Below are 20,120 nucleotides of genomic sequence, written 5' to 3'. Positions count from 1 at the left end.
TCCGTTCCACCCCCGACGAGACGTCAAACTTTCCAGAGAAAGAGATAAAGGACCCTCATGTCCAACGAATCTTCACTTGGCCTCATGCGGATCGGTCTTGCGACCGCGGAGGACATCCGGACCTGGTCGTACGGCGAGGTCAAGAAGCCGGAGACCATCAACTACCGCACGCTCAAGCCGGAGAAGGACGGCCTGTTCTGCGAGAAGATCTTCGGCCCCACCCGGGACTGGGAGTGCTACTGCGGCAAGTACAAGCGGGTGCGCTACAAGGGCATCATCTGCGAGCGCTGCGGCGTGGAGGTCACCCGTGCCAAGGTGCGCCGTGAGCGCATGGGCCACATCGAGCTCGCCGCTCCCGTGACCCACATCTGGTACTTCAAGGGCGTGCCCTCGCGGCTGGGCTACCTGCTGGACCTGGCCCCGAAGGACCTCGAGAAGGTCATCTACTTCGCGGCGTACATGATCACCTCGGTGGACGAGGACGCCCGCCACGACGACCTGCCCAACCTGCAGGCCGCCGTGGACCGGGAGAAGGCCCAGATGGAGTCCACCCGCGACGCCGACATCGCCGCGATCGCCCGTGACCTCGAGACCGAGCTCGGCCGCGTCGAGGAGGAGGGCGGCAAGGCCGCGGAGAAGCGCAAGCTCCGCGACTCCGCCGACCGCCAGATGGCCAACGTGCGCAAGCGCGCCAACCTGGAGATCGACCGCCTCGAGCAGGTCTGGGACCGCTTCAAGAACCTCAAGGTCAACGACCTCGAGGGCGACGAGGCGCTCTACCGCATGATGGTGGACCGCTACGGCATGTACTTCGAGGGCTCGATGGGCGCCGAGGCGATCAAGAAGCGCCTGGAGACCTTCGACCTCGAGGCGGAGGCCGAGTCCCTGCGCGAGACCATCGCCACCGGCAAGGGCCAGCGCAAGACCCGCGCCCTGAAGCGGCTGAAGGTCGTCAACGCGTTCCTGACCACGGACAACTCCCCGCTGGGCATGGTCCTGGACGCCGTCCCGGTGATCCCGCCGGAACTGCGCCCCATGGTCCAGCTCGACGGCGGCCGCTTCGCCACCTCGGACCTCAACGACCTCTACCGGCGCGTGATCAACCGCAACAACCGCCTCAAGCGGCTGCTGGACCTCGGCGCCCCGGAGATCATCGTCAACAACGAGAAGCGGATGCTCCAGGAGGCCGTGGACTCGCTGTTCGACAACGGCCGCCGCGGCCGCCCGGTCACCGGGCCGGGCAACCGGGCGCTGAAGTCGCTGTCCGACATGCTCAAGGGCAAGCAGGGCCGGTTCCGCCAGAACCTGCTCGGCAAGCGCGTCGACTACTCGGGCCGCTCGGTCATCGTGGTCGGCCCGCAGCTGAAGCTGCACCAGTGCGGTCTGCCCAAGCAGATGGCCCTCGAGCTGTTCAAGCCCTTCGTGATGAAGCGGCTCGTGGACCTCAACCACGCGCAGAACATCAAGTCGGCCAAGCGGATGGTCGAGCGCTACCGCCCCCAGGTGTGGGACGTGCTGGAGGAGGTCATCACCGAGCACCCCGTGCTGCTCAACCGTGCCCCCACCCTGCACCGTCTGGGCATCCAGGCGTTCGAGCCGCAGCTCGTCGAGGGCAAGGCCATCCAGCTCCACCCGCTCGTGTGCGGCGCGTTCAACGCCGACTTCGACGGCGACCAGATGGCCGTGCACCTGCCCCTGTCCCCGGAGGCCCAGGCCGAGGCCCGCATCCTGATGCTGTCCTCGAACAACATCCTGAAGCCCTCGGACGGCAAGCCGATCGCCCTGCCCTCGCAGGACATGATCATCGGCCTGTACCACCTCACCACCGTCCGCGAGGGCGAGGTGGGGGAGGGCCGCTCGTTCTCCTCCGTGGCCGAGGCGATCATGGCCCACGACGCGGGCCGGCTGCACCTGAACGCCCTGTGCCGGATCGAGCTGGACGACTTCGTGCCGTTCGAGGGCTGGACCGCCCCCGAGGGCTGGGAGCCGGGCCGGCCGGTCCTGGTGGAGACCACCCTGGGCCGCGTGCTGTTCAACGACACGCTGCCGGAGGACTACCCCTGGGACGAGGCCGTCGCGGACAAGAAGCACCTGTCCGCGCTGGTCAACGACCTCGCGGAGCGGTACCCGATGGTGACGGTGGCGCACACGCTGGACGAGCTCAAGGACGCCGGGTTCCACTGGGCGGCCCGCTCGGGCGTGACCGTGGCGATCTCCGACATCGCGACCCCGCCGGAGAAGCCCGCCATCATGGAGGGCTACGAGGCGCAGGCCGCGAAGATCCAGGGCCAGTACGACCGCGGTCTGATCGACGACGACGAGCGCCGCTCGGAGCTCATCGACATCTGGACCAAGGCCACCGACGAGGTCGCCGAGGCCATGCAGGCCAACCTCTCGCCGCTGAACACCATCAACCGCATGGTGTCCTCCGGCGCCCGAGGCAACTGGATGCAGGTCCGCCAGATCGCCGGCATCCGCGGGCTCGTGTCCAACCCGAAGGGCGAGATCATGCCCCGCCCGATCAAGTCCTCCTACCGCGAGGGCCTGTCGGTGCTGGAGTACTTCATCGCGACCCACGGCGCCCGCAAGGGCCTGGCCGACACCGCGCTGCGCACGGCGAACTCGGGCTACCTGACCCGTCGCCTGGTGGACGTCTCCCAGGACGTCATCGTGCGCGAGGCCGACTGCATGACGGAGCGCGGCCTGAACCTGCCGATCGCCGACGTGCTGGAGACCGGTGCCCGCACCCTGCACGAGGACATCGAGAACACCGTGCACGGCCGCGTGCTCGCGGTCGACGCGGTGGACGCGAACGGGGAGATCCTGGCCTCGGCCGGCACGGACCTCTCCGACCCGCTGATCCACGCGCTGTTCACCGGCGGGATCGACACGGTGCGCGTGCGCTCCGTGCTGACCTGCGAGTCCGCGGTGGGCGTGTGCGCGGCGTGCTACGGCCGCTCCCTGGCGTCCAACCAGCTCGTGGACATCGGCGAGGCGGTGGGCATCATCGCCGCGCAGTCGATCGGCGAGCCGGGCACCCAGCTGACGATGCGCACCTTCCACACCGGTGGTGTGGCGTCCTCGGACGGTGACATCACCCAGGGTCTGCCCCGCATCCAGGAGCTCTTCGAGGCCCGCACGCCCAAGGGCGTCGCGCCGATCTCGGAGGTCGCCGGGCGGGTGAGCCTGGAGGACACCGAGAAGTCGCTGAAGGTCGTCGTGACCCCGGACAACGGGGACGAGGCGATCGGCTACCCGGTGCTGCGCCGCGCCAAGCTGCTCGTCACCGAGGGCGACCACGTCGAGGTCGGCCAGCAGCTGGTCTCCGGCGCGGTCGACCCCAAGGAGGTGCTGCGCATCCGCGGTCCGCGGCAGGCGCAGAAGCACCTCGTGGACGAGGTGCAGCGCGTGTACCGCTCGCAGGGCGTGGGCATCCACGACAAGCACGTGGAGGTCATCGTGCGGCAGATGCTGCGCCGCGTGACGATCATCGAGTCCGGCGAGACGGACCTGCTGCCGGGCGAGCTCGTCGAGAACGTCCGCTTCCTGGAGGCCAACCGGAAGGCGGTGGCCGAGAGCACCCGGCCCGCCGCCGGCCGGCCGGAGCTGATGGGCATCACCAAGGCCTCGCTGGCCACCGACTCGTGGCTGTCGGCCGCGTCCTTCCAGGAGACCACCCGCGTGCTCACGCAGGCGGCCATGGAGGGCAAGTCCGACCCGCTGGTGGGCCTCAAGGAGAACGTGATCATCGGCAAGCTGATCCCGGCCGGCACCGGGCTCGCGCGGTACAACAACATCGACGTCGAGCCGACCGACGAGGCGAAGGCCTCGCTGTTCACGGAGCCGGGGGCGTTCTCGGACTTCAGCTACGCGGAGGAGAACTCCGCGCCGGCCGAGTTCCAGGCGATCCCGCTGGAGGACTACGACTTCGGGTCCAACTGAGGTCGGCGTCCTGACAGGGACGTGATCACGCGGTGATCAGCACGGCAGCCCCGCCCCGGAGGAGCACCTCCGGGGCGGGGCTGCCGCCGTTGCACGGCCGGGCGCACGCCGGGCGCGCCGCCCGGCGGGTGCCCTCCGCCTCCGGAAAGGAACCAGCAGGACCATGGCCAACTCACCCAGCGGGGAGTCCGTGCTCGAGCGCGCGGACCGCATCCTCGCGGCCTTCACGGCGGAGGAGCCCCGGCTGACCGGGGCCGGCATCGCCGCCCGCGCGGGGCTGCCCCCGGCCACGGCGCACCGCCTGGTGCGGGAGATGGCCCGCCGGGGGTGGCTCGACCGCGTCGAGGGCGGACGCTACGTCGTCGGCACCCGGCTGTGGGAGCTGGCCAACCGGTCCTCCCGGGAGCTGGGCCTGGCGCAGGCCGCCCGCCCGTTCATGGGGGACATCCACGCGGTGCTGCGCCAGCACGTGCAGCTCGGCATCGTGGAGGGCCGGGAGGTGCTGCTGGTGGAACGGCTGTCCCACCCGCGGGCGGTGCCCGTCCGCTCCGCGGTGGCGGGACGGCTGCCCCTGCACCTCTCGGCCACGGGCCTGGTGCTGCTGGCCCACGCCCCCGAGGAGTTCCGGGAGAGCTACCTCGAGGGCCCGCTCCCCGCGCTCACCGAGCTCTCGCCCACGGACCCGGGGGTGCTCGCGGAGGAACTGGCCCGCATCCGGGTCGCCGGGCACGCCCTGCAGACGGGCTACCTGGAGACCGACACGGCCGGCATCGCCGTCCCCGTGCGCGGCCGGGGCGAGCAGGTGGTGGCGGGACTGGGGGTGATCACCCCCGCCGGCGACCCCGCCGCGCGGGCCGGGGCCATCGTCCAGGCCCTGCACACCGCGGCGCACGGCATCCGGCGCACGCTCCGGGAGACCCGCCGGGACACGGCCGGCTGAGCGCCCCACCGCCGTCCCGATGAACGGGAGGCCTGTGGTGACCCCCACAGGCCGCTGAGACACTGGACACACCCCGTCCGTCGTCCCAGGAGCATCCATGAGCACCGAGCGCACCGTTTCCTCGACCCGCGTCGGCATCGTCGGCGCCGGCCCGGCGGGGCTCATGCTCGCCCACCTCCTGGACCGGGCCGGGATCGACAGCATCGTGGTGGAGAAGCGCGACAAGGACACGATCCACGCCACCCACCGCGCCGGCATCCTGGAGGCCGCCACGGTGCGGATGCTCTCCGAGACGGGCGTGGACGGGCGCGTGCTCACCGAGGGCCACGAGCACCGCGGCACCGTCCTGCGCTTCCAGGGCGAGAGCCACCGCATCGACTTCCAGGAGCTCGTCGGCCACTCCGTGTGGCTCTACCCGCAGAACGAGGTGTTCTGGGACCTGGCCGCGGCCCGCGAGCGCGACGGCGGGGACGTCCGCTGGTCGGTCACGGACACCGAGGTCCTCGACCTGGACACCGACCGGCCGCGGATCCGCTTCACCGACGCCGAGGGCACGCCGTGCGAGGTCCGCTGCGACGTCCTGGTGGGCGCCGACGGGTCGCAGAGCATCTGCCGCCGCGCGATCCCGGAGCACGCGCGCACCGACAACTTCGTCGAGTACCCCTTCGCGTGGTTCGGCATCCTCACCGAGGCCCCGCCGAGCGCCCCCGAGCTCATCTACGCGAACTCCGAGCACGGCTTCGCCCTGATCTCCTCCCGCAGCGAGGAGGTCCAGCGCATGTACTTCCAGTGCGACCCGGACGAGGACGTCGCCCAGTGGGACGACGAGCGGATCTGGGCCGAGCTGCAGCGCCGCGTCGACGGCCCGGACGGCCTGCGGCTGCAGCAGGGCCCCATCTTCGACAAGACCGTGCTGAAGTTCCGCTCCTACGTCTGCGAGCCGCTGCGCCACGGCAGCCTCTTCCTCGTGGGCGACGCCGGCCACACGGTGCCCCCGACCGGCGCGAAGGGTCTGAACCTGGCCTTCTGCGACGTCCGCGCCCTGGCCCCGGCCCTGATCGACCACTTCCGGGACGGCGACGACTCCGGGCTGGCGGGCTACTCGGCCACCGCCCTGGAGCGGGTCTGGAAGGCGCAGAACTTCTCCTACTGGGCGACCAACCTGCTGCACGCCCAGCCGGGGGAGAACCCGTTCCACCAGAAGCGCCGGCACGGGGAGTTCACGGCGATCACCTCGTCCGCCCGCGGCGCCGCCTACTTCGCCGAGTGCTACACCGGCTGGCCCGAGGACTGACCCGCAGGTGCCGCCCCGGCACCTCCCCGCGCGTTCGCCGTGCGAACACCTGTGCGAAATACGCACCGGTGCGCTAGAGTGCGAGGAGTCCTCCGCCGGGACGGCCGGCCGGTGCGGCAACCACCCCGCCACAGCGCAGCCACCCGCCACAGCGCAGCCATCCGCAGCAGCGCAGCCACCCGCAACAGAGGAGTTGAACCATGGCAGAGGAAGACCAGGACGCGCTCGACGGCACCTTCGAGCCGGTCTCGTGGACCCGGGGCGCCGACGACGCGGCCGAGAGCCAGGCGGACCTGAGCCGGGAGATGGACCGGATCAACGAGGAGTACGCCGCCTCGGGGGCCGTCGAGACCCAGCCCCGCCTGGACTACGCGCCGTACCGCAGCTCGGTGCTGCGCCACCCCACCAAGGACCTGCACCACGCGGACCCGGAGACCATCGAGCTGCACGCCCCCGCCTTCGGCGACCGGGACGTGCACGCGCTCGAGTCGGACCTGACCGTCCAGTCCGGCGGGGAGCCCATCGGCGAGCGGATCAAGATCCGCGGGCGGGTCCTCGACGGCGACGGCCGCCCGGTGCGCCGCCAGCTGGTGGAGATCTGGCAGGCCAACGCCGCCGGGCGCTACATCCACAAGCGCGACCAGCACCCGGCGCCCGTCGACCCGAACTTCACGGGCGTGGGCCGGTGCCTCACCGGCGAGGACGGCTCCTACGAGTTCATCACCGTCAAGCCCGGCCCGTACCCCTGGAAGAACCACCGCAACGCGTGGCGTCCCGCGCACGTGCACTTCTCCCTGTTCGGCACGGACTTCACCCAGCGGATGATCACCCAGATGTACTTCCCGGGCGACCCGCTGTTCGACCTCGACCCGATCTACCGGTCGATCGTCGACCCCACGGCCCGCGAGCGCCTCGTGGCGCAGTACGACCACGAGGTCTCCGAGCACGAGTGGCTGCTCGGCTACCGGTGGGACATCGTGCTCAGCGGCTCCCACCGCACCTGGACGGAAGGCGACACCCATGTCTGAGACCCCCATGAGGACCCCGCTGCCGGCCACCCCCGGCCAGACCGTCGGGCCGTTCTTCGGCTACGCGCTGCCCTACGAGGGCGGCGAGCAGCTCGTGCCGTTCGGGCACCCGCAGGCGGTGCGCCTGCACGGGGACGTCATCGACGGCCACGGGGCGCCGGTGCCCGACGCCCTGCTGGAGATCTGGCAGGCCGACGGGGACGGCGAGGTCCCCTCCGCCCCCGGCTCGCTCCGGCGGGACGGCTGGACCTTCACCGGCTTCGGCCGCGCGGCCGTGGACCACGCCGGGCACTACACCTTCACGACCGTCGACCCGGGCCCGACCGAGCCGGGCAAGGCACCGTTCATCGCGCTGACCCTCTTCGGCCGCGGCGTCACGAACCGGCTGTTCACCCGCGTCTACCTGCCCGAGGACGCCGAGGCCCTGGCGGGAGACCCGCTGCTGGCCTCGCTGCCGGAGGAGCGCCGCCGCACCCTGATCGCCCGGCGGGAGGCCGACGGCTCCCTGCGCTTCGACCTGCGGCTCCAGGGGGAGGGGGAGACCGTCTTCCTCAGCTATCCCCGCCACGAGCAGTGACCCGCCCGCGCAGGGGCCCCGGCCGCACCAGGCCCCTGCGCGGGGAGCCGCACCCACCGCACCGGCACCGGCCGGCCGACTTCCCAGGAGGATCCGCATGACCGACGTCGGGCTGCTCAGCCCCGGGGCCCACCGCGGCGCCGCGGCCACGGACGACACCGCGGTCCTCCAGGCGCTGCTGGACGCCGAGGCCGCCTGGGTCCCTCGGCCCGGGCGGCCGCCCGGGCCGAGGACTACGACGCCGCGGACCTGGCCCGGCGCGCCGAGGGCGGCGGCAACCCGGTCATCCCGCTGCTGGCCGACTACCGCCGCCGGCTGGGGCAGCTCGACCCGGACGCGGTGCGCTTCGTCCACCGCGGGCTGACCAGCCAGGACGTCATGGACACCGCGATGATGCTGGTCGTCCGCCGCGCCGCCGAGCCCCTCGCCCGGGACCTGCGCGCTGCCCAGGACGCCCTGGCCCGTCTCGCGGACGAGCACCGCGGCACCGTCCAGGCCGCCCGCACCCTCACCCAGCACGCCCTGCCCACCACCTTCGGGCTCAAGGCGGCCGGCTGGCTCGCCGGGCTGCAGGACCTCGAGGAGGACCTCGCCGAGCTCGCCCGGCCCCCGCTGGCCTGCGGCGGGGCCGCCGGCACCCTCGCCGGGACCGTGGCCCTCTTCCCGCACGCCCCGGAGGCAGCGCAGCAGGCCCTGGACCTCGCCGGGGCCTGGGCGGAGGAGCTGGGCCTGGACCTAGCGCCCCACGTGTGGCACACCACGCGCCGGCCCGTGCTGCGGGCCGCCCACACCTTCGCGGCCGTCTGCGCGGCGCTGGGCCGGATCGCCAACGACGTGCTGCTGCTCTCCCGGCCCGAGCTCGGGGAGCTGCGGGAGCCGGCCGCCGCGGGCCGGGGCGTGTCCTCCGCGATGCCGCAGAAGCAGAACCCCGTGCTGTCCGTGCTGCTCAAGCGCACCGCGCTCACCGCGCCGCAGCTCGTGGCCCAGGTCCACGTCGCGGCCGCCGCCGTCGTCGACGAGCGACCCGACGGGGCCTGGCACGCCGAGTGGCCCGCCCTGCGGGAGCTCGCGCGGCTGGCCGTCGCGGCGTCCTCGCACGCGGCCGAGCTCACCGCCGGGCTGAGCGTGGACGCCTCCCGGATGCGGGCCCACCTCGAGGCCTCCGGCCCCGGGGTGCTCGCCGAGCGGATCAGCGCCGCGCTCGCCCCGCTGCTGCCGCCCGCGGCGGACGGCAGCACGGGTGCCCAGCAGGTGCAGGCGGCCGTGCGGGAGCACGCCGCCGACCGGCAGGCCCTGGGGGAGGCCCTGGTCCGGCTCGCCGCGGGCACCACCCTGCCCGACGGGACGCCGGTGGACGCGTCCGCCGTGGCCGGGCTCCTGGAGCCCACCGGCTACCTCGGCGCCCACGACCTGCTGATCGACCGGGTGCTCGAGCGCCACCGCCGCACCGCCGGAGGCCCGCCGCCCACCGCCCGCCCGACCCCAGGAGCACCCGCATGAGCGTCCCCGTCCTGACCCTCGTGGAGTTCACCGACCGCCCGGCCCCCTCGGCGCACGCGCCGCTGGTCGTGCTCGGGCCCTCCCTCGGCACCTCCGTGACCGCGCTGTGGTCGGCCACCGCCCGCGCCCTCGAGGGCGACTACCGGGTGGTCGGCTGGGACCTGCCCGGCCACGGCGCCTCGCCGGCCGCCCCGGAGGCCTTCGACATGGCCGAGCTCGCCCAGGGGGTGCTCGCCGCCGTGGACCGCTCCCCGGACACGACCTCGGTCGAACGACCGTTCTTCTACGCCGGGAACTCCGTGGGCGGCTGCGTCGGCCAGCAGCTGCTCCTGGACGCCCCCGGCCGGGTGCGCGCCGCCGTCCTGCTGGGCACCGCCGCCCGCGTCGGCGAGCCCGCCGGCTGGGCCGAGCGCGCCCGGCTCGTGGCCGCCGCCGGCACCCCCACCCAGGTCGAGGGCTCGGCCCGGCGGTGGTTCGCCCCCGGGTTCCTCCAGCGCGACCCGGTCGCGGCGACGGAGCTGCTGCACGACCTGCAGGACGCGGACCGGGCCTCCTACGCCCGGGTCTGCGAGGCCCTCGGCTCCTTCGACGTCCGCGGACGGCTCGCCGCCGTGGACGCGCCCGTGCTCGCGGTGGCCGGGGCGCACGACCAGCCGGTCCCGCCCGAGGCCGTGGCGGAGCTGGCCGCCGCGACCGGCGGGCGCACCGTGGTGCTCGAGGGCGCCGCCCACCTGCTGCCCGCCGAGGCCCCGCTGGAGGTCGCCCGCCTGCTGGCCGGGCACTTCGCCGCCGTTCCCACCGACCCCGAAGGAGCCCGAGCATGAGCCAGGACCCCCGCCGCACCGAGCAGCAGGCGCACGCCGAGGGCATGGCCGTGCGCCGCGAGGTGCTCTCCGACGCCCACGTGGACCGCGCCGAGGCCGGCAAGGACGCGTTCACCGCGCCGTTCCAGGACTTCATCACCCGCTACGCCTGGGGCGAGATCTGGACCCGCCCCGGACTGGACCGCAGGATGCGCAGCGCCGTCACCCTCACCGCGCTCATCGCCGCCGGGCACTGGGAGGAGTTCGAGATGCACGTGCGCGCCGCGCTGCGCAACGGCCTGGAGCGCGAGGAGATCCAGGAGGTCCTCCTGCAGTCGGCGATCTACCTCTCCGTGCCCTCCGCCAACAACGCCTTCAAGCACGCCCAGCAGGTCCTCGACGCCCTCGACGCGGAGGCCGCCGGCGGAGCCGTGCCCCCGGCCTCCTGACCGCCCGCCGCTTCCCCCGCCCGACACCCCGTGACCGACCCGCCCCGACGCAAGCGAGGAACCCCATGACCGAGGCCTACATCTACGACGCCGTGCGCACCCCGTTCGGCCGCTTCGGCGGAGCCCTGGCCGGGGTGCGCCCCGACGACCTGGCCGCCCTGGTGATCGGCGAGCAGGTGAGGCGCGCCCCCGGGCTGGACCCGGCCGCGATCGACGAGGTGGTCCTCGGCAACGCCAACGGCGCCGGCGAGGAGAACCGCAACGTCGCCCGGATGGCCACCCTGCTGGCCGGCCTGCCGGTGGGGATCCCCGGCACCACCGTCAACCGCCTCTGCGGCTCCTCCCTGGACGCGGCGATCATCGCCTCCCGGCAGATCGGCGCCGGCGAGGCCGACGTGATGCTCGTCGGCGGCGTCGAGTCGATGAGCCGGGCGCCCTGGGTGCTGCCGAAGACGGAGAAGCCCTACCCGGCCGGGGACCTGGCCCTGGCCTCCACCACGCTGGGCTGGCGGCTGGTCAACCAGAGGATGAACCCGGCGTGGACGGTCTCGCTGGGGGAGGCCACGGAGCAGCTGGCCGCACGGCACGGGATCACCCGCGAGCGGATGGACGAGTTCGCGTTCCGCTCCCACCAGCGCACCCAGCAGGCCTGGGACGAGGGCTTCTACGACGACCTCACCGTCCCGGTGCCCGGCACGGAGCTGGCCCGCGACGAGTCCGTGCGGGCCTCCTCCACCGTCGAGAGGCTGGGCGGGCTGCGGACCGTCTTCCGCACCCCGGAGCAGGGCGGCACCGTGACCGCCGGCAACGCCTCCCCGCTCAACGACGGGGCCTCGGCCGCCCTGCTGGGCTCCGCGCGGGCCGCCGAGCTCACCGGCCTGGCGCCGCTGGCCCGGATCGCCGGGCGCGCCGCGGCCGCCAACGAACCCCAGTACTTCGGCTTCGCCCCGGTGGAGGCCGCCAACCTGGCCCTGAAGCGCGCCGGCATCACCTGGGACGACGTCGCGGCCGTGGAGCTCAACGAGGCCTTCGCCGCCCAGTCCCTGGCCTGTCTCGACGCGTGGGGCGTCGACCCGGAGATCGTCAACCGGCACGGCGGGGCCATCGCGATCGGCCACCCGCTCGGGGCCTCCGGCACCCGGATCCTCGGCGCCCTGGCGAAGTCACTGCGGGACTCGGGGCAGCGCTGGGGCGTGGCGGCCATCTGCATCGGCGTGGGCCAGGGGCTGGCCGTCGTGCTCGAGAACGAGAACGCCTGAGACCCGGGCCGGGCGTCGCACAGACCACCGAAGGAAGGCACATCGCATGCTGCACATCGCAGAGAGCTGCGCGCAGGCCGTGGCCGGCATCCACGACGGCGCCACCGTCATGATCGGCGGCTTCGGCGTGGCCGGCCAGCCCGTCGAGCTCATCGACGCGCTGATCGACCACGGCGCGACCGATCTGACCGTCGTCAACAACAACGCGGGCAACGGTGACGTCGGGCTGGCCCGGCTCATCGGGCTGGGCCGGGTCCGGAAGATCATCTGCTCCTTCCCGCGCCAGTCCGACTCGTGGCACTTCGACGAGAAGTACCGTGCCGGGCAGATCGAGCTCGAGGTCGTGCCCCAGGGCAACCTGGCCGAGCGGATCCGCGCCGCCGGGGCCGGCATCGGGGCGTTCTTCACGCCCACCGGCTACGGGACCCCGCTGGCCGAGGGCAAGGAGGTCCGGGAGATCGACGGCCGGCACTACGTCCTGGAGCACCCCATCAGGGCCGACTTCTCCCTGACCAAGGCGCACGTCGCCGACCGGGCGGGCAACCTCGTCTACCGCAAGACCGCGCGCAACTTCGGCCCCGTCATGGCCGCGGCGGCCACCACCTCGATCGTGCAGGTCACCGAGGTCGTCGCCCGCGGGGCGCTCGATCCCGAGGTCGTCGTCACCCCCGGCATCTACGTGGACACGGTCGTGCGGATCGCCGACCCGGCCCGGACCGACCCCCGAGAGGAGCTCTGACATGAGCGAGCACACCGGCACGGACCCGAACACCGGCACGGACGGGACCGCCCGCACGGGCGAGGACCGCGCGGGCGTCGTGCCCATGACGTCGGCGACGCCCCTGCGCCCGGAGGAGCTGGCCCGCGTGGTGGCCCGGGACATCCCGGCGGGGTCCTACGTCAACCTGGGGATCGGGCAGCCGACCCTCGTGGCCGACCACCTCACCGCCGAGGACGACGTCACCCTGCACACCGAGAACGGCATGCTCGGCATGGGCCCCGCGGCCCAGGGCGAGGATGTGGACCCCGACCTCATCAACGCCGGCAAGATCCCCGTGCTCGAGACCCCCGGGTGCTCCTACTTCCACCACGCCGACTCCTTCGCCATGATGCGCGGCGGCCACCTCGACTGCTGCGTGCTCGGGGCCTTCCAGGTGGACGTGCACGGCAACCTCGCCAACTGGCACACCGGCAAGCCCGACGCGATCCCCGCCGTGGGCGGGGCCATGGACCTCGCCACCGGGGCCAAGCAGACCTTCGTGATGATGTCGTTGCAGAGCCGGGGAGGACAGGCCAAGCTGGTGGAGCGGTGCACCATGCCGCTCACCGGCGTGGGCTGCGTGTCCCGGATCTACACCGACCAGGCCGTGTTCCTCGTGGAGGAGGACGGGGTGAGCGTGCGCGAGACCTTCGGCACGAGCTTCGAGGAGCTCCGGCGGATCGTCGACGTCCCGCTCCGGCCCGCCCGCTGAGCACGGCGCGGCACCGGGTGCGCGGCGGCCCGCCGCGCACCCGCCCCAGGCTCCGAGGAGGCCACCGATGACCGAGCAGGACCGGACCGAGCCCGCGGAGGAGCGGGGGGCGCCCGGGCAGTTCGTGCAGTCGCTCGCCCGCGGGCTGCAGGTGATCACCGCCTTCGACGCCCGGCACCCCCGCATGACCCTCAGCGACGTGGCCCGGCGCACCGGCCTGACCCGGGCGACCGCGCGCCGGTTCCTGCTGACGCTGGAGGAGCTGGGCTACGTCCGCACCGACGGGCGCCTGTTCGAGCTCACCCCCCGGGTGCTGCGGCTGGGCTTCTCCTACCTCTCCGCGCTGTCGCTGCCGGCCCTGGCCGGACCGCACCTGGAGGCGCTGTCCGCGCAGGTCGAGGAGTCCACCTCCGCCTCCGTGCTGGACGGCTCCGACATCGTCTACGTGGCCCGGGTGTCCACGCACCGGATCATGACCGTGGCGATCGCCGTCGGCACCCGCTTCCCGGCCCACGCCACGTCCATGGGCCGGGTCCTGCTCGCCGGCCTCGACGCCCAGCGGCGCGCCGAGTACCTGCGCACGGCCCGGCTGGAGCGCCTCACCGAGCACACCCTCACCGACCCCGCCGCCCTGGAGGCCGACCTGCAGCGGGTCCGCGCCCAGGGGTGGGCGCTCGTGGACCAGGAGCTGGAGATCGGCCTGCGCTCGGTCGCCGCCCCCGTCACGGACCGGACGGGACGCGTGGTCGCGGCCGTCAACGTGTCCATGCGCGTGGGCATGCCCGGGGCCAGCGCGGGGGACCCCGTGCGCGACGTCGTCCCGGCCCTGCTCGAGTGCGCCCGGCGGATCTCCGCGGACCTCGCCGCGACCGGGCGCTGAGCCCGCCCGGCCCCCTGTTCCGCCCGGGCGGGCCGGTCTGATAGGCTGTCGAGGAATTGCACGGTCGTCCGCCGGCGCTCACCAGCGCCGCCGGGGGCCGCGGGAATCAATGGCAGAACGGACTCGGTCCTCTGGTACGCGGTGTGTACCAAAATGCCATCCTTTTCGTCTGCCCACGTGCCGGCAGCGCGGACGCCGTGGTGCCCGCCCGCCGGGTCCACGCCAGGCGCTGCACCCGTTCCCGGCCCCGGCCGGTCGCGGGGGAGCCGACCATCCAGCGGGCCGCTGCCGCGGCCCGTCCAATCAGGAGACACTGTGCCTACAATCCAGCAGCTGGTCCGCAAGGGCCGGACCCCGAAGGTCGTCAAGACCAAGGCGCCCGCACTCAAGGGCAGCCCCATGAAGCGCGGTGTGTGCACCCGCGTGTACACCACCACCCCCAAGAAGCCGAACTCCGCGCTGCGCAAGGTCGCCCGCGTGAAGCTCAACGGCGGCATCGAGGTCACGGCCTACATCCCCGGTGAGGGCCACAACCTCCAGGAGCACTCCATCGTGCTCGTCCGCGGCGGTCGCGTGAAGGACCTCCCCGGTGTCCGCTACAAGATCGTCCGCGGCGCGCTCGACACCCAGGGTGTCAAGGGCCGCCAGCAGGCCCGTTCCCGCTACGGCGCCAAGAAGGAGAAGAAGTAATGCCTCGTAAGGGTCCCGCTCCCAAGCGCCCGCTCGTCGTCGACCCGGTCTACAGCTCCCCGGTCGTCACGCAGCTGATCAACAAGGTCCTCCAGGACGGCAAGAAGTCCACCGCCGAGCGCATCGTCTACGGCGCCCTCGAGGGCGTCCGCGGCAAGACCGGCGCCGATCCCGTCGCCACCCTCAAGAAGGCCCTGGAGAACGTCAAGCCGGCCCTCGAGGTGAAGTCCCGCCGCGTCGGCGGCGCCACCTACCAGGTGCCCGTGGAGGTCAAGCCCGGCCGCGCCCAGGCCCTGTCCCTGCGCTGGCTCGTGGGCTACTCCAAGCTCCGCCGCGAGAACACCATGACGGAGCGTCTGCAGAACGAGATCCTGGACGCGTCCAACGGTCTCGGTGCCGCCGTGAAGCGCCGCGAGGACACCCACAAGATGGCGGAGTCCAACAAGGCCTTCGCCCACTACCGCTGGTAGAATCTTCTTCGGCCTGTCGGCCCCACCGGGCCGACAGGCCGCCGGCACCATCTCCTGAAGGGAAACACCGTGGCACTTGACGTGCTTACCGACCTCAAGAAGGTCCGCAACATCGGCATCATGGCCCACATCGATGCCGGGAAGACCACCACCACCGAACGCATCCTGTTCTACACCGGTATCTCCCACAAGATCGGCGAGACCCACGATGGTGCCTCCACCATGGACTGGATGGCGCAGGAGCAGGAGCGCGGCATCACCATCACGTCGGCCGCGACGTCCTGCTACTGGCACGACAACCAGATCAACATCATCGACACCCCCGGCCACGTGGACTTCACGGTCGAGGTCGAGCGCTCCCTGCGCGTGCTCGACGGCGCCGTTGCCGTCTTCGACGGCAAGGAGGGCGTCGAGCCCCAGTCGGAGACGGTCTGGCGCCAGGCCGACAAGTACGACGTCCCCCGCATCTGCTTCGTCAACAAGATGGACAAGCTGGGCGCCGACTTCTACTTCACCGTCGACACCATCATCAACCGCCTCGGCGCCAAGCCGCTGGTCATGCAGCTGCCGATCGGCTCCGAGTCCGCGTTCACCGGCGTGGTCGACCTGCTCACCATGAAGGCCTTCGTGTGGCCCGGCGACTCCAAGGGCGACGTCTCCATGGGCGCCAAGTACGAGATCGAGGAGATCCCCGCCGATCTCCAGGAGCGGGCCGAGCAGTACCGCAACGAGCTGGTCGAGGCCGTGGCCGAGGCCGACGACGACCTGATGGAGAAGTACCTCGGCGGCGAGGAGCTGACCCTCGACGAGCTGAAGGCCGGCATCCGCAAGCTGACCATCAACTCGCAGGCCTACCCCGTGCTGTGCGGCTCCGCGTTCAAGAACCGCGGCGTGCAGCCGATGCTCGACGCCGTGATCGACTTCCTGCCGTCCCCGCTGGACGTGCCCAACGTCGAGGGCCACGCGCTCAACGACGAGGAGGAGATCCTCACCCGCCCGGTCGACTCGACCGCGCCGTTCTCCGCCCTCGCGTTCAAGGTCGCCACCCACCCCTTCTACGGGCAGCTGACCTACATCCGCGTGTACTCCGGCAAGGCCGGCAACGGCGACCAGGTGCTGAACTCCACCAAGGGCAAGAAGGAGCGCATCGGCAAGCTGTTCCAGATGCACTCCAACAAGGAGAACCCGGTCGACACCATCCAGGCCGGCCACATCTACGCCGCCATCGGGCTCAAGGACACCACCACGGGCGACACCCTGTGCGACCTCCAGAACCCGATCGTGCTGGAGTCCATGTCCTTCCCGGACCCGGTCATCTCGGTGGCCATCGAGCCGAAGACCAAGGGCGACCAGGAGAAGCTCTCCGTCGCGATCCAGAAGCTCTCCGCCGAGGACCCCACGTTCACCGTGTCCCTCAACGAGGAGACCGGCCAGACCGAGATAGGCGGCATGGGCGAGCTCCACCTGGACATCCTGGTGGACCGCATGAAGCGCGAGTTCAAGGTCGAGGCCAACGTCGGCAAGCCCCAGGTGGCCTACCGCGAGACGATCAAGAAGGCCGTCGAGAAGATCGACTACACGCACAAGAAGCAGACCGGTGGGTCCGGTCAGTTCGCCAAGGTGCAGGTGGCCTTCGAGCCGATCCCGCTGGACGCCGAGGAGCTCTACGAGTTCGACAACAAGGTCACGGGCGGTCGCGTGCCCCGCGAGTACATCCCCTCCGTGGACGCGGGCATCCAGGACGCCATGCGGCTCGGCATCCTCGCCGGCTACCCGGTCGTGGGCGTCAAGGCCACGCTGCTGGACGGCGCGTACCACGACGTCGACTCCTCCGAGATGGCGTTCAAGATCGCCGGCTCCATGGTCTTCAAGGAGGGTGCCCGCAAGGCGCAGCCCGTGCTCCTCGAGCCGCTCATGGCGGTCGAGGTGCGCACCCCCGAGGAGTACATGGGCGAGGTCATCGGCGACCTGAACTCCCGCCGCGGCCAGATCCAGTCCATGGAGGACGTCAGCGGCGTCAAGCTGGTCAGCGCCCTCGTGCCGCTGTCGGAGATGTTCGGCTACATCGGCGACCTCCGGTCCAAGACCCAGGGCCGCGCCGTGTACTCGATGCAGTTCGACAGCTACTCGGAGGTCCCGAAGGCCGTCGCCGAGGAGATCGTGCAGAAGAACCGCGGCGAGTAGGCACCACCCCTCGGCCCCGGCCGGGAATTTCATCAATCACGCACAGCCAAAGTAGACTTGCAGAGGTTTCAGTACTGCTGAGTGCCTCAGCTCCCCCCGACCAACACCCGGTGGGGTAGTGCTGAGCAAGTTTCGACAAATGTTCTAGGAGGAACAACCATGGCGAAGGCCAAGTTCGAGCGCACCAAGCCGCACGTCAACATCGGCACCATCGGCCACGTCGACCACGGCAAGACGACGCTCACGGCTGCCATCTCCAAGGTCCTGGCGGACAAGTACCCGGACCTGAACGAGCAGCGCGACTTCGGCGCCATCGACTCCGCCCCGGAGGAGAAGCAGCGCGGTATCACGATCAACATCGCGCACATCGAGTACCAGACGGAGAAGCGTCACTACGCTCACGTGGACGCCCCGGGCCACGCCGACTACGTCAAGAACATGATCACCGGTGCGGCGCAGATGGACGGCGCCATCCTCGTGGTCGCCGCCACCGACGGCCCCATGGCCCAGACCCGCGAGCACGTGCTGCTCGCCCGCCAGGTGGGCGTCCCCTACCTGCTGGTGGCCCTGAACAAGTCCGACATGGTCGACGACGAGGAGCTGCTGGACCTCGTCGAGATGGAGGTGCGCGAGCTCCTCTCCGACCAGGGCTTCGACGGCGACAACGCCCCGGTCGTGCGCGTCTCGGCCCTGAAGGCCCTCGAGGGCGACGCCGAGTGGGTCTCCAAGATCGAGGAGCTCATGGAGGCCGTCGACGAGAACGTGCCGGACCCCGTCCGCGAGATGGACAAGCCGTTCCTCATGCCGATCGAGGACGTCTTCACGATCACCGGTCGCGGCACCGTGGTGACCGGCCGTGCCGAGCGTGGCACGCTGCCGATCAACTCCGAGGTCGAGATCGTCGGCATCCGCCCGGTCCAGAAGACCACCGTCACCGGCATCGAGATGTTCCACAAGCAGATGGACGAGGCCATGGCGGGCGAGAACTGCGGTCTGCTGCTGCGCGGCCTCAAGCGTGACGACGTCGAGCGCGGCCAGGTCGTGTGCAAGCCGGGTTCCATCACCCCGCACACCGACTTCGAGGCGAACGTCTACATCCTCTCCAAGGAGGAGGGCGGCCGTCACAACCCGTTCTACTCGAACTACCGTCCGCAGTTCTACTTCCGGACCACCGACGTCACCGGCGTCATCACGCTGCCCGAGGGCACCGAGATGGTCATGCCCGGCGACAACACCGAGATGACGGTCGCGCTGATCCAGCCGATCGCCATGGAGGAGGGCCTCGGCTTCGCCATCCGCGAGGGTGGCCGCACCGTGGGCTCCGGCCGCGTCACCAAGATCATCAAGTAGTCCCTCCGGGCTCCTTGCCGATCAGCAGGACCCCCCGTCGCTCGAGCAGCGGCGGGGGGTCCTGCCATGTCCGGGGCCGGCTCAGCCGGTCCGCTGGTGCAGGCACAGGATGTTGCCCTCGGAGTCGGTGAACCAGGCGGCCCGCATCCCCTCCGCGGTGGCCACGTGGTCCACGGTCCGCAGGCCGGGGAGGTCGTAGTCCTCGAAGCGCACGCCCCGGCCCTCGAGCTCCCGGACCGCGGCCTCGACGTCGGGGACCTCGAAGCTGGCCTGCGTCAGCTCCGACACGGGCGCGTCCGGGCGCAGCAGCAGCTGCAGACCGGTGTGCCCGTCGTCGCTGAACAGCACGCCCTCCGGGTCGGGGGCGTCGCCGGGGGAGAGGCCGAGGGTCTGCTCGTAGAAGTTCCGGGCGCGGTCGAGGTCCCGCACGGGCACGATCGCGACCAGTCGCGTGGTGGACAGCATGGGAACCATCTCCCCGGACGTCGGTGCGCGGACACGGCCAGGATACGGCCGCCCCCGCCGGCGCGGGTCGCGGAACCCTCACGGTTGCGGCACGGTCGGGTACGCCCGGGCGCCGGCGGGGCGGTGCGGGCCCGCGTGCGTTTGCACCGGGTGCCCATCTCTGGCAGGATGGACGACGTTGTTCAAGCGCCGACGTGTGCTCTCAGCGGTTCGAACCGGCACCACCCGAGAAGTCGTCGGGACCCGAAGCAGAACCGAGGGCCAGCTGCCCGAGACGCTGCCACGTACGGACCACATACAGCCCACCCCGTTCAGCGGATTCGGTGCGCCCGCGTGTGCTGCACGCGGCGACACGCCCGAGTTCGGGGGTCGGAGCTCCAGCAGGGTGAGGAACCCGGAGGATTCCGGATTCAGTCTGCGTGGAGGGGCGCCCAGCAGGCGGCGCCATGCACAAGGAGCACATGCTCCGTCACAGGGAAGTACTTGAAGAAAGAGAGTCACGACGCCATGGCGGGACAGAAAATCCGCATCCGGCTGAAGTCGTACGACCACGAGGTCATCGACGTCTCGGCCCGGAAGATCGTTGAGACGGTGACGCGCGCAGGCGCCACGGTGGTCGGCCCCGTGCCGCTGCCCACGGAGAAGAACGTGTACTGCGTCATCCGCTCGCCGCACAAGTACAAGGACAGCCGTGAGCACTTCGAGATGCGCACCCACAAGCGGCTGATCGACATCATCGACCCCACGCCGAAGGCCGTCGACTCGCTCATGCGCCTCGACCTGCCGGCTGACGTGAACATCGAAATCAAGCTGTAAA

At 71.6% G+C, this 20,120-nt stretch carries 18 protein-coding genes; 17 read left to right on the top strand and 1 reads right to left on the bottom strand.

Features of this window, described 5'->3' with window-relative positions:
- The first annotated feature begins 57 nt into the window (after positions 1 to 57).
- From AYX06_RS05830 to tuf, 16 genes are all read left to right on the top strand, one after another.
- Entirely contained in the window at positions 58 to 3,942 is a 3,885-nt protein-coding gene (locus AYX06_RS05830; RefSeq protein WP_062734971.1) for a DNA-directed RNA polymerase subunit beta', read from the top strand.
- A gap of 163 nt (positions 3,943 to 4,105) precedes the next feature.
- Positions 4,106 to 4,882 carry an IclR family transcriptional regulator gene (locus AYX06_RS05825; protein WP_062734970.1) on the top strand — a complete coding sequence of 259 codons (777 nt, stop codon included), beginning with the start codon at positions 4,106 to 4,108 and terminating at the stop codon, positions 4,880 to 4,882.
- A 97-nt stretch (positions 4,883 to 4,979) separates the two neighbouring features.
- A complete protein-coding gene (locus AYX06_RS05820; protein ID WP_062734969.1) occupies positions 4,980 to 6,176 on the top strand; it encodes a 4-hydroxybenzoate 3-monooxygenase in 1,197 nt (398 codons plus the stop codon).
- Positions 6,177 to 6,376: 200 nt separating this feature from the next.
- On the top strand, positions 6,377 to 7,204 hold the full coding sequence (pcaH, locus tag AYX06_RS05815) for a protocatechuate 3,4-dioxygenase subunit beta (RefSeq protein ID WP_062734968.1): 828 nt from the start codon (positions 6,377 to 6,379) through the stop codon (positions 7,202 to 7,204).
- A complete protein-coding gene (gene pcaG, locus AYX06_RS05810) occupies positions 7,197 to 7,781 on the top strand; it encodes a protocatechuate 3,4-dioxygenase subunit alpha (RefSeq protein WP_198161418.1) in 585 nt (194 codons plus the stop codon). The genes pcaH and pcaG overlap by 8 nt, the downstream gene beginning before the upstream one ends.
- Before the next feature lie 339 nt (positions 7,782 to 8,120).
- Complete coding sequence (locus tag AYX06_RS05800; protein ID WP_062734965.1) at positions 8,121 to 9,281, top strand: lyase family protein; 1,161 nt, start codon at positions 8,121 to 8,123, stop codon at positions 9,279 to 9,281.
- Positions 9,278 to 10,105: an alpha/beta fold hydrolase gene (locus AYX06_RS05795; RefSeq protein ID WP_062734964.1), complete on the top strand. Its 828-nt coding sequence runs from the start codon at positions 9,278 to 9,280 to the stop codon at positions 10,103 to 10,105. The genes AYX06_RS05800 and AYX06_RS05795 overlap by 4 nt, the downstream gene beginning before the upstream one ends.
- A complete protein-coding gene (pcaC, locus tag AYX06_RS19670; protein WP_062734963.1) occupies positions 10,102 to 10,533 on the top strand; it encodes a 4-carboxymuconolactone decarboxylase in 432 nt (143 codons plus the stop codon). Before AYX06_RS05795 ends, pcaC begins: the two co-directional genes overlap by 4 nt.
- Positions 10,534 to 10,598: 65 nt before the next feature.
- Complete coding sequence (locus tag AYX06_RS05785; protein ID WP_062734962.1) at positions 10,599 to 11,792, top strand: thiolase family protein; 1,194 nt, start codon at positions 10,599 to 10,601, stop codon at positions 11,790 to 11,792.
- A 46-nt stretch (positions 11,793 to 11,838) separates the two neighbouring features.
- The gene (locus AYX06_RS05780) at positions 11,839 to 12,531 is read left to right on the top strand and encodes a 3-oxoacid CoA-transferase subunit A (RefSeq protein WP_062734961.1); all 693 of its coding nucleotides are present in this window, start codon (positions 11,839 to 11,841) and stop codon (positions 12,529 to 12,531) included.
- Between the two features lie 85 nt (positions 12,532 to 12,616).
- A complete protein-coding gene (locus tag AYX06_RS05775) occupies positions 12,617 to 13,264 on the top strand; it encodes a 3-oxoacid CoA-transferase subunit B (RefSeq protein WP_062736905.1) in 648 nt (215 codons plus the stop codon).
- 67 nt (positions 13,265 to 13,331) lie between these two features.
- Positions 13,332 to 14,144, top strand: coding sequence for an IclR family transcriptional regulator domain-containing protein (locus AYX06_RS05770; RefSeq protein WP_062734960.1), 813 nt, complete (start codon positions 13,332 to 13,334; stop codon positions 14,142 to 14,144).
- 315 nt (positions 14,145 to 14,459) lie between these two features.
- Entirely contained in the window at positions 14,460 to 14,834 is a 375-nt protein-coding gene (rpsL, locus tag AYX06_RS05765) for a 30S ribosomal protein S12 (RefSeq protein ID WP_062734959.1), read from the top strand.
- Positions 14,834 to 15,304, top strand: coding sequence for a 30S ribosomal protein S7 (gene rpsG / locus AYX06_RS05760; protein WP_047803917.1), 471 nt, complete (start codon positions 14,834 to 14,836; stop codon positions 15,302 to 15,304). Before rpsL ends, rpsG begins: the two co-directional genes overlap by 1 nt.
- A 69-nt stretch (positions 15,305 to 15,373) precedes the next feature.
- Positions 15,374 to 17,488: an elongation factor G gene (fusA, locus tag AYX06_RS05755; protein WP_062734958.1), complete on the top strand. Its 2,115-nt coding sequence runs from the start codon at positions 15,374 to 15,376 to the stop codon at positions 17,486 to 17,488.
- A 159-nt stretch (positions 17,489 to 17,647) separates the two neighbouring features.
- A complete protein-coding gene (gene tuf / locus AYX06_RS05750) occupies positions 17,648 to 18,838 on the top strand; it encodes an elongation factor Tu (protein WP_062734957.1) in 1,191 nt (396 codons plus the stop codon).
- Between the two features lie 81 nt (positions 18,839 to 18,919).
- Here tuf and AYX06_RS05745 read toward each other — a convergent pair whose 3' ends face one another.
- Positions 18,920 to 19,303 (bottom strand): VOC family protein, encoded by a 384-nt coding sequence (locus AYX06_RS05745; RefSeq protein WP_062734956.1) that lies wholly within the window; start codon positions 19,301 to 19,303, stop codon positions 18,920 to 18,922.
- A 507-nt stretch (positions 19,304 to 19,810) separates the two neighbouring features.
- On the opposite strand from AYX06_RS05745, the gene rpsJ reads away from it, so the two are divergent.
- On the top strand, positions 19,811 to 20,119 hold the full coding sequence (gene rpsJ, locus AYX06_RS05740; protein WP_003803825.1) for a 30S ribosomal protein S10: 309 nt from the start codon (positions 19,811 to 19,813) through the stop codon (positions 20,117 to 20,119).
- The last annotated feature ends 1 nt before the right edge of the window (position 20,120 follow it).

The organism is Kocuria turfanensis (genome assembly GCF_001580365.1).
GTDB lineage: Bacteria > Actinomycetota > Actinomycetes > Actinomycetales > Micrococcaceae > Kocuria > Kocuria turfanensis.
The sequence above is the reverse complement of the archived record's forward strand: the minus strand, read 5'-3'. Positions and strand labels throughout refer to the sequence as shown.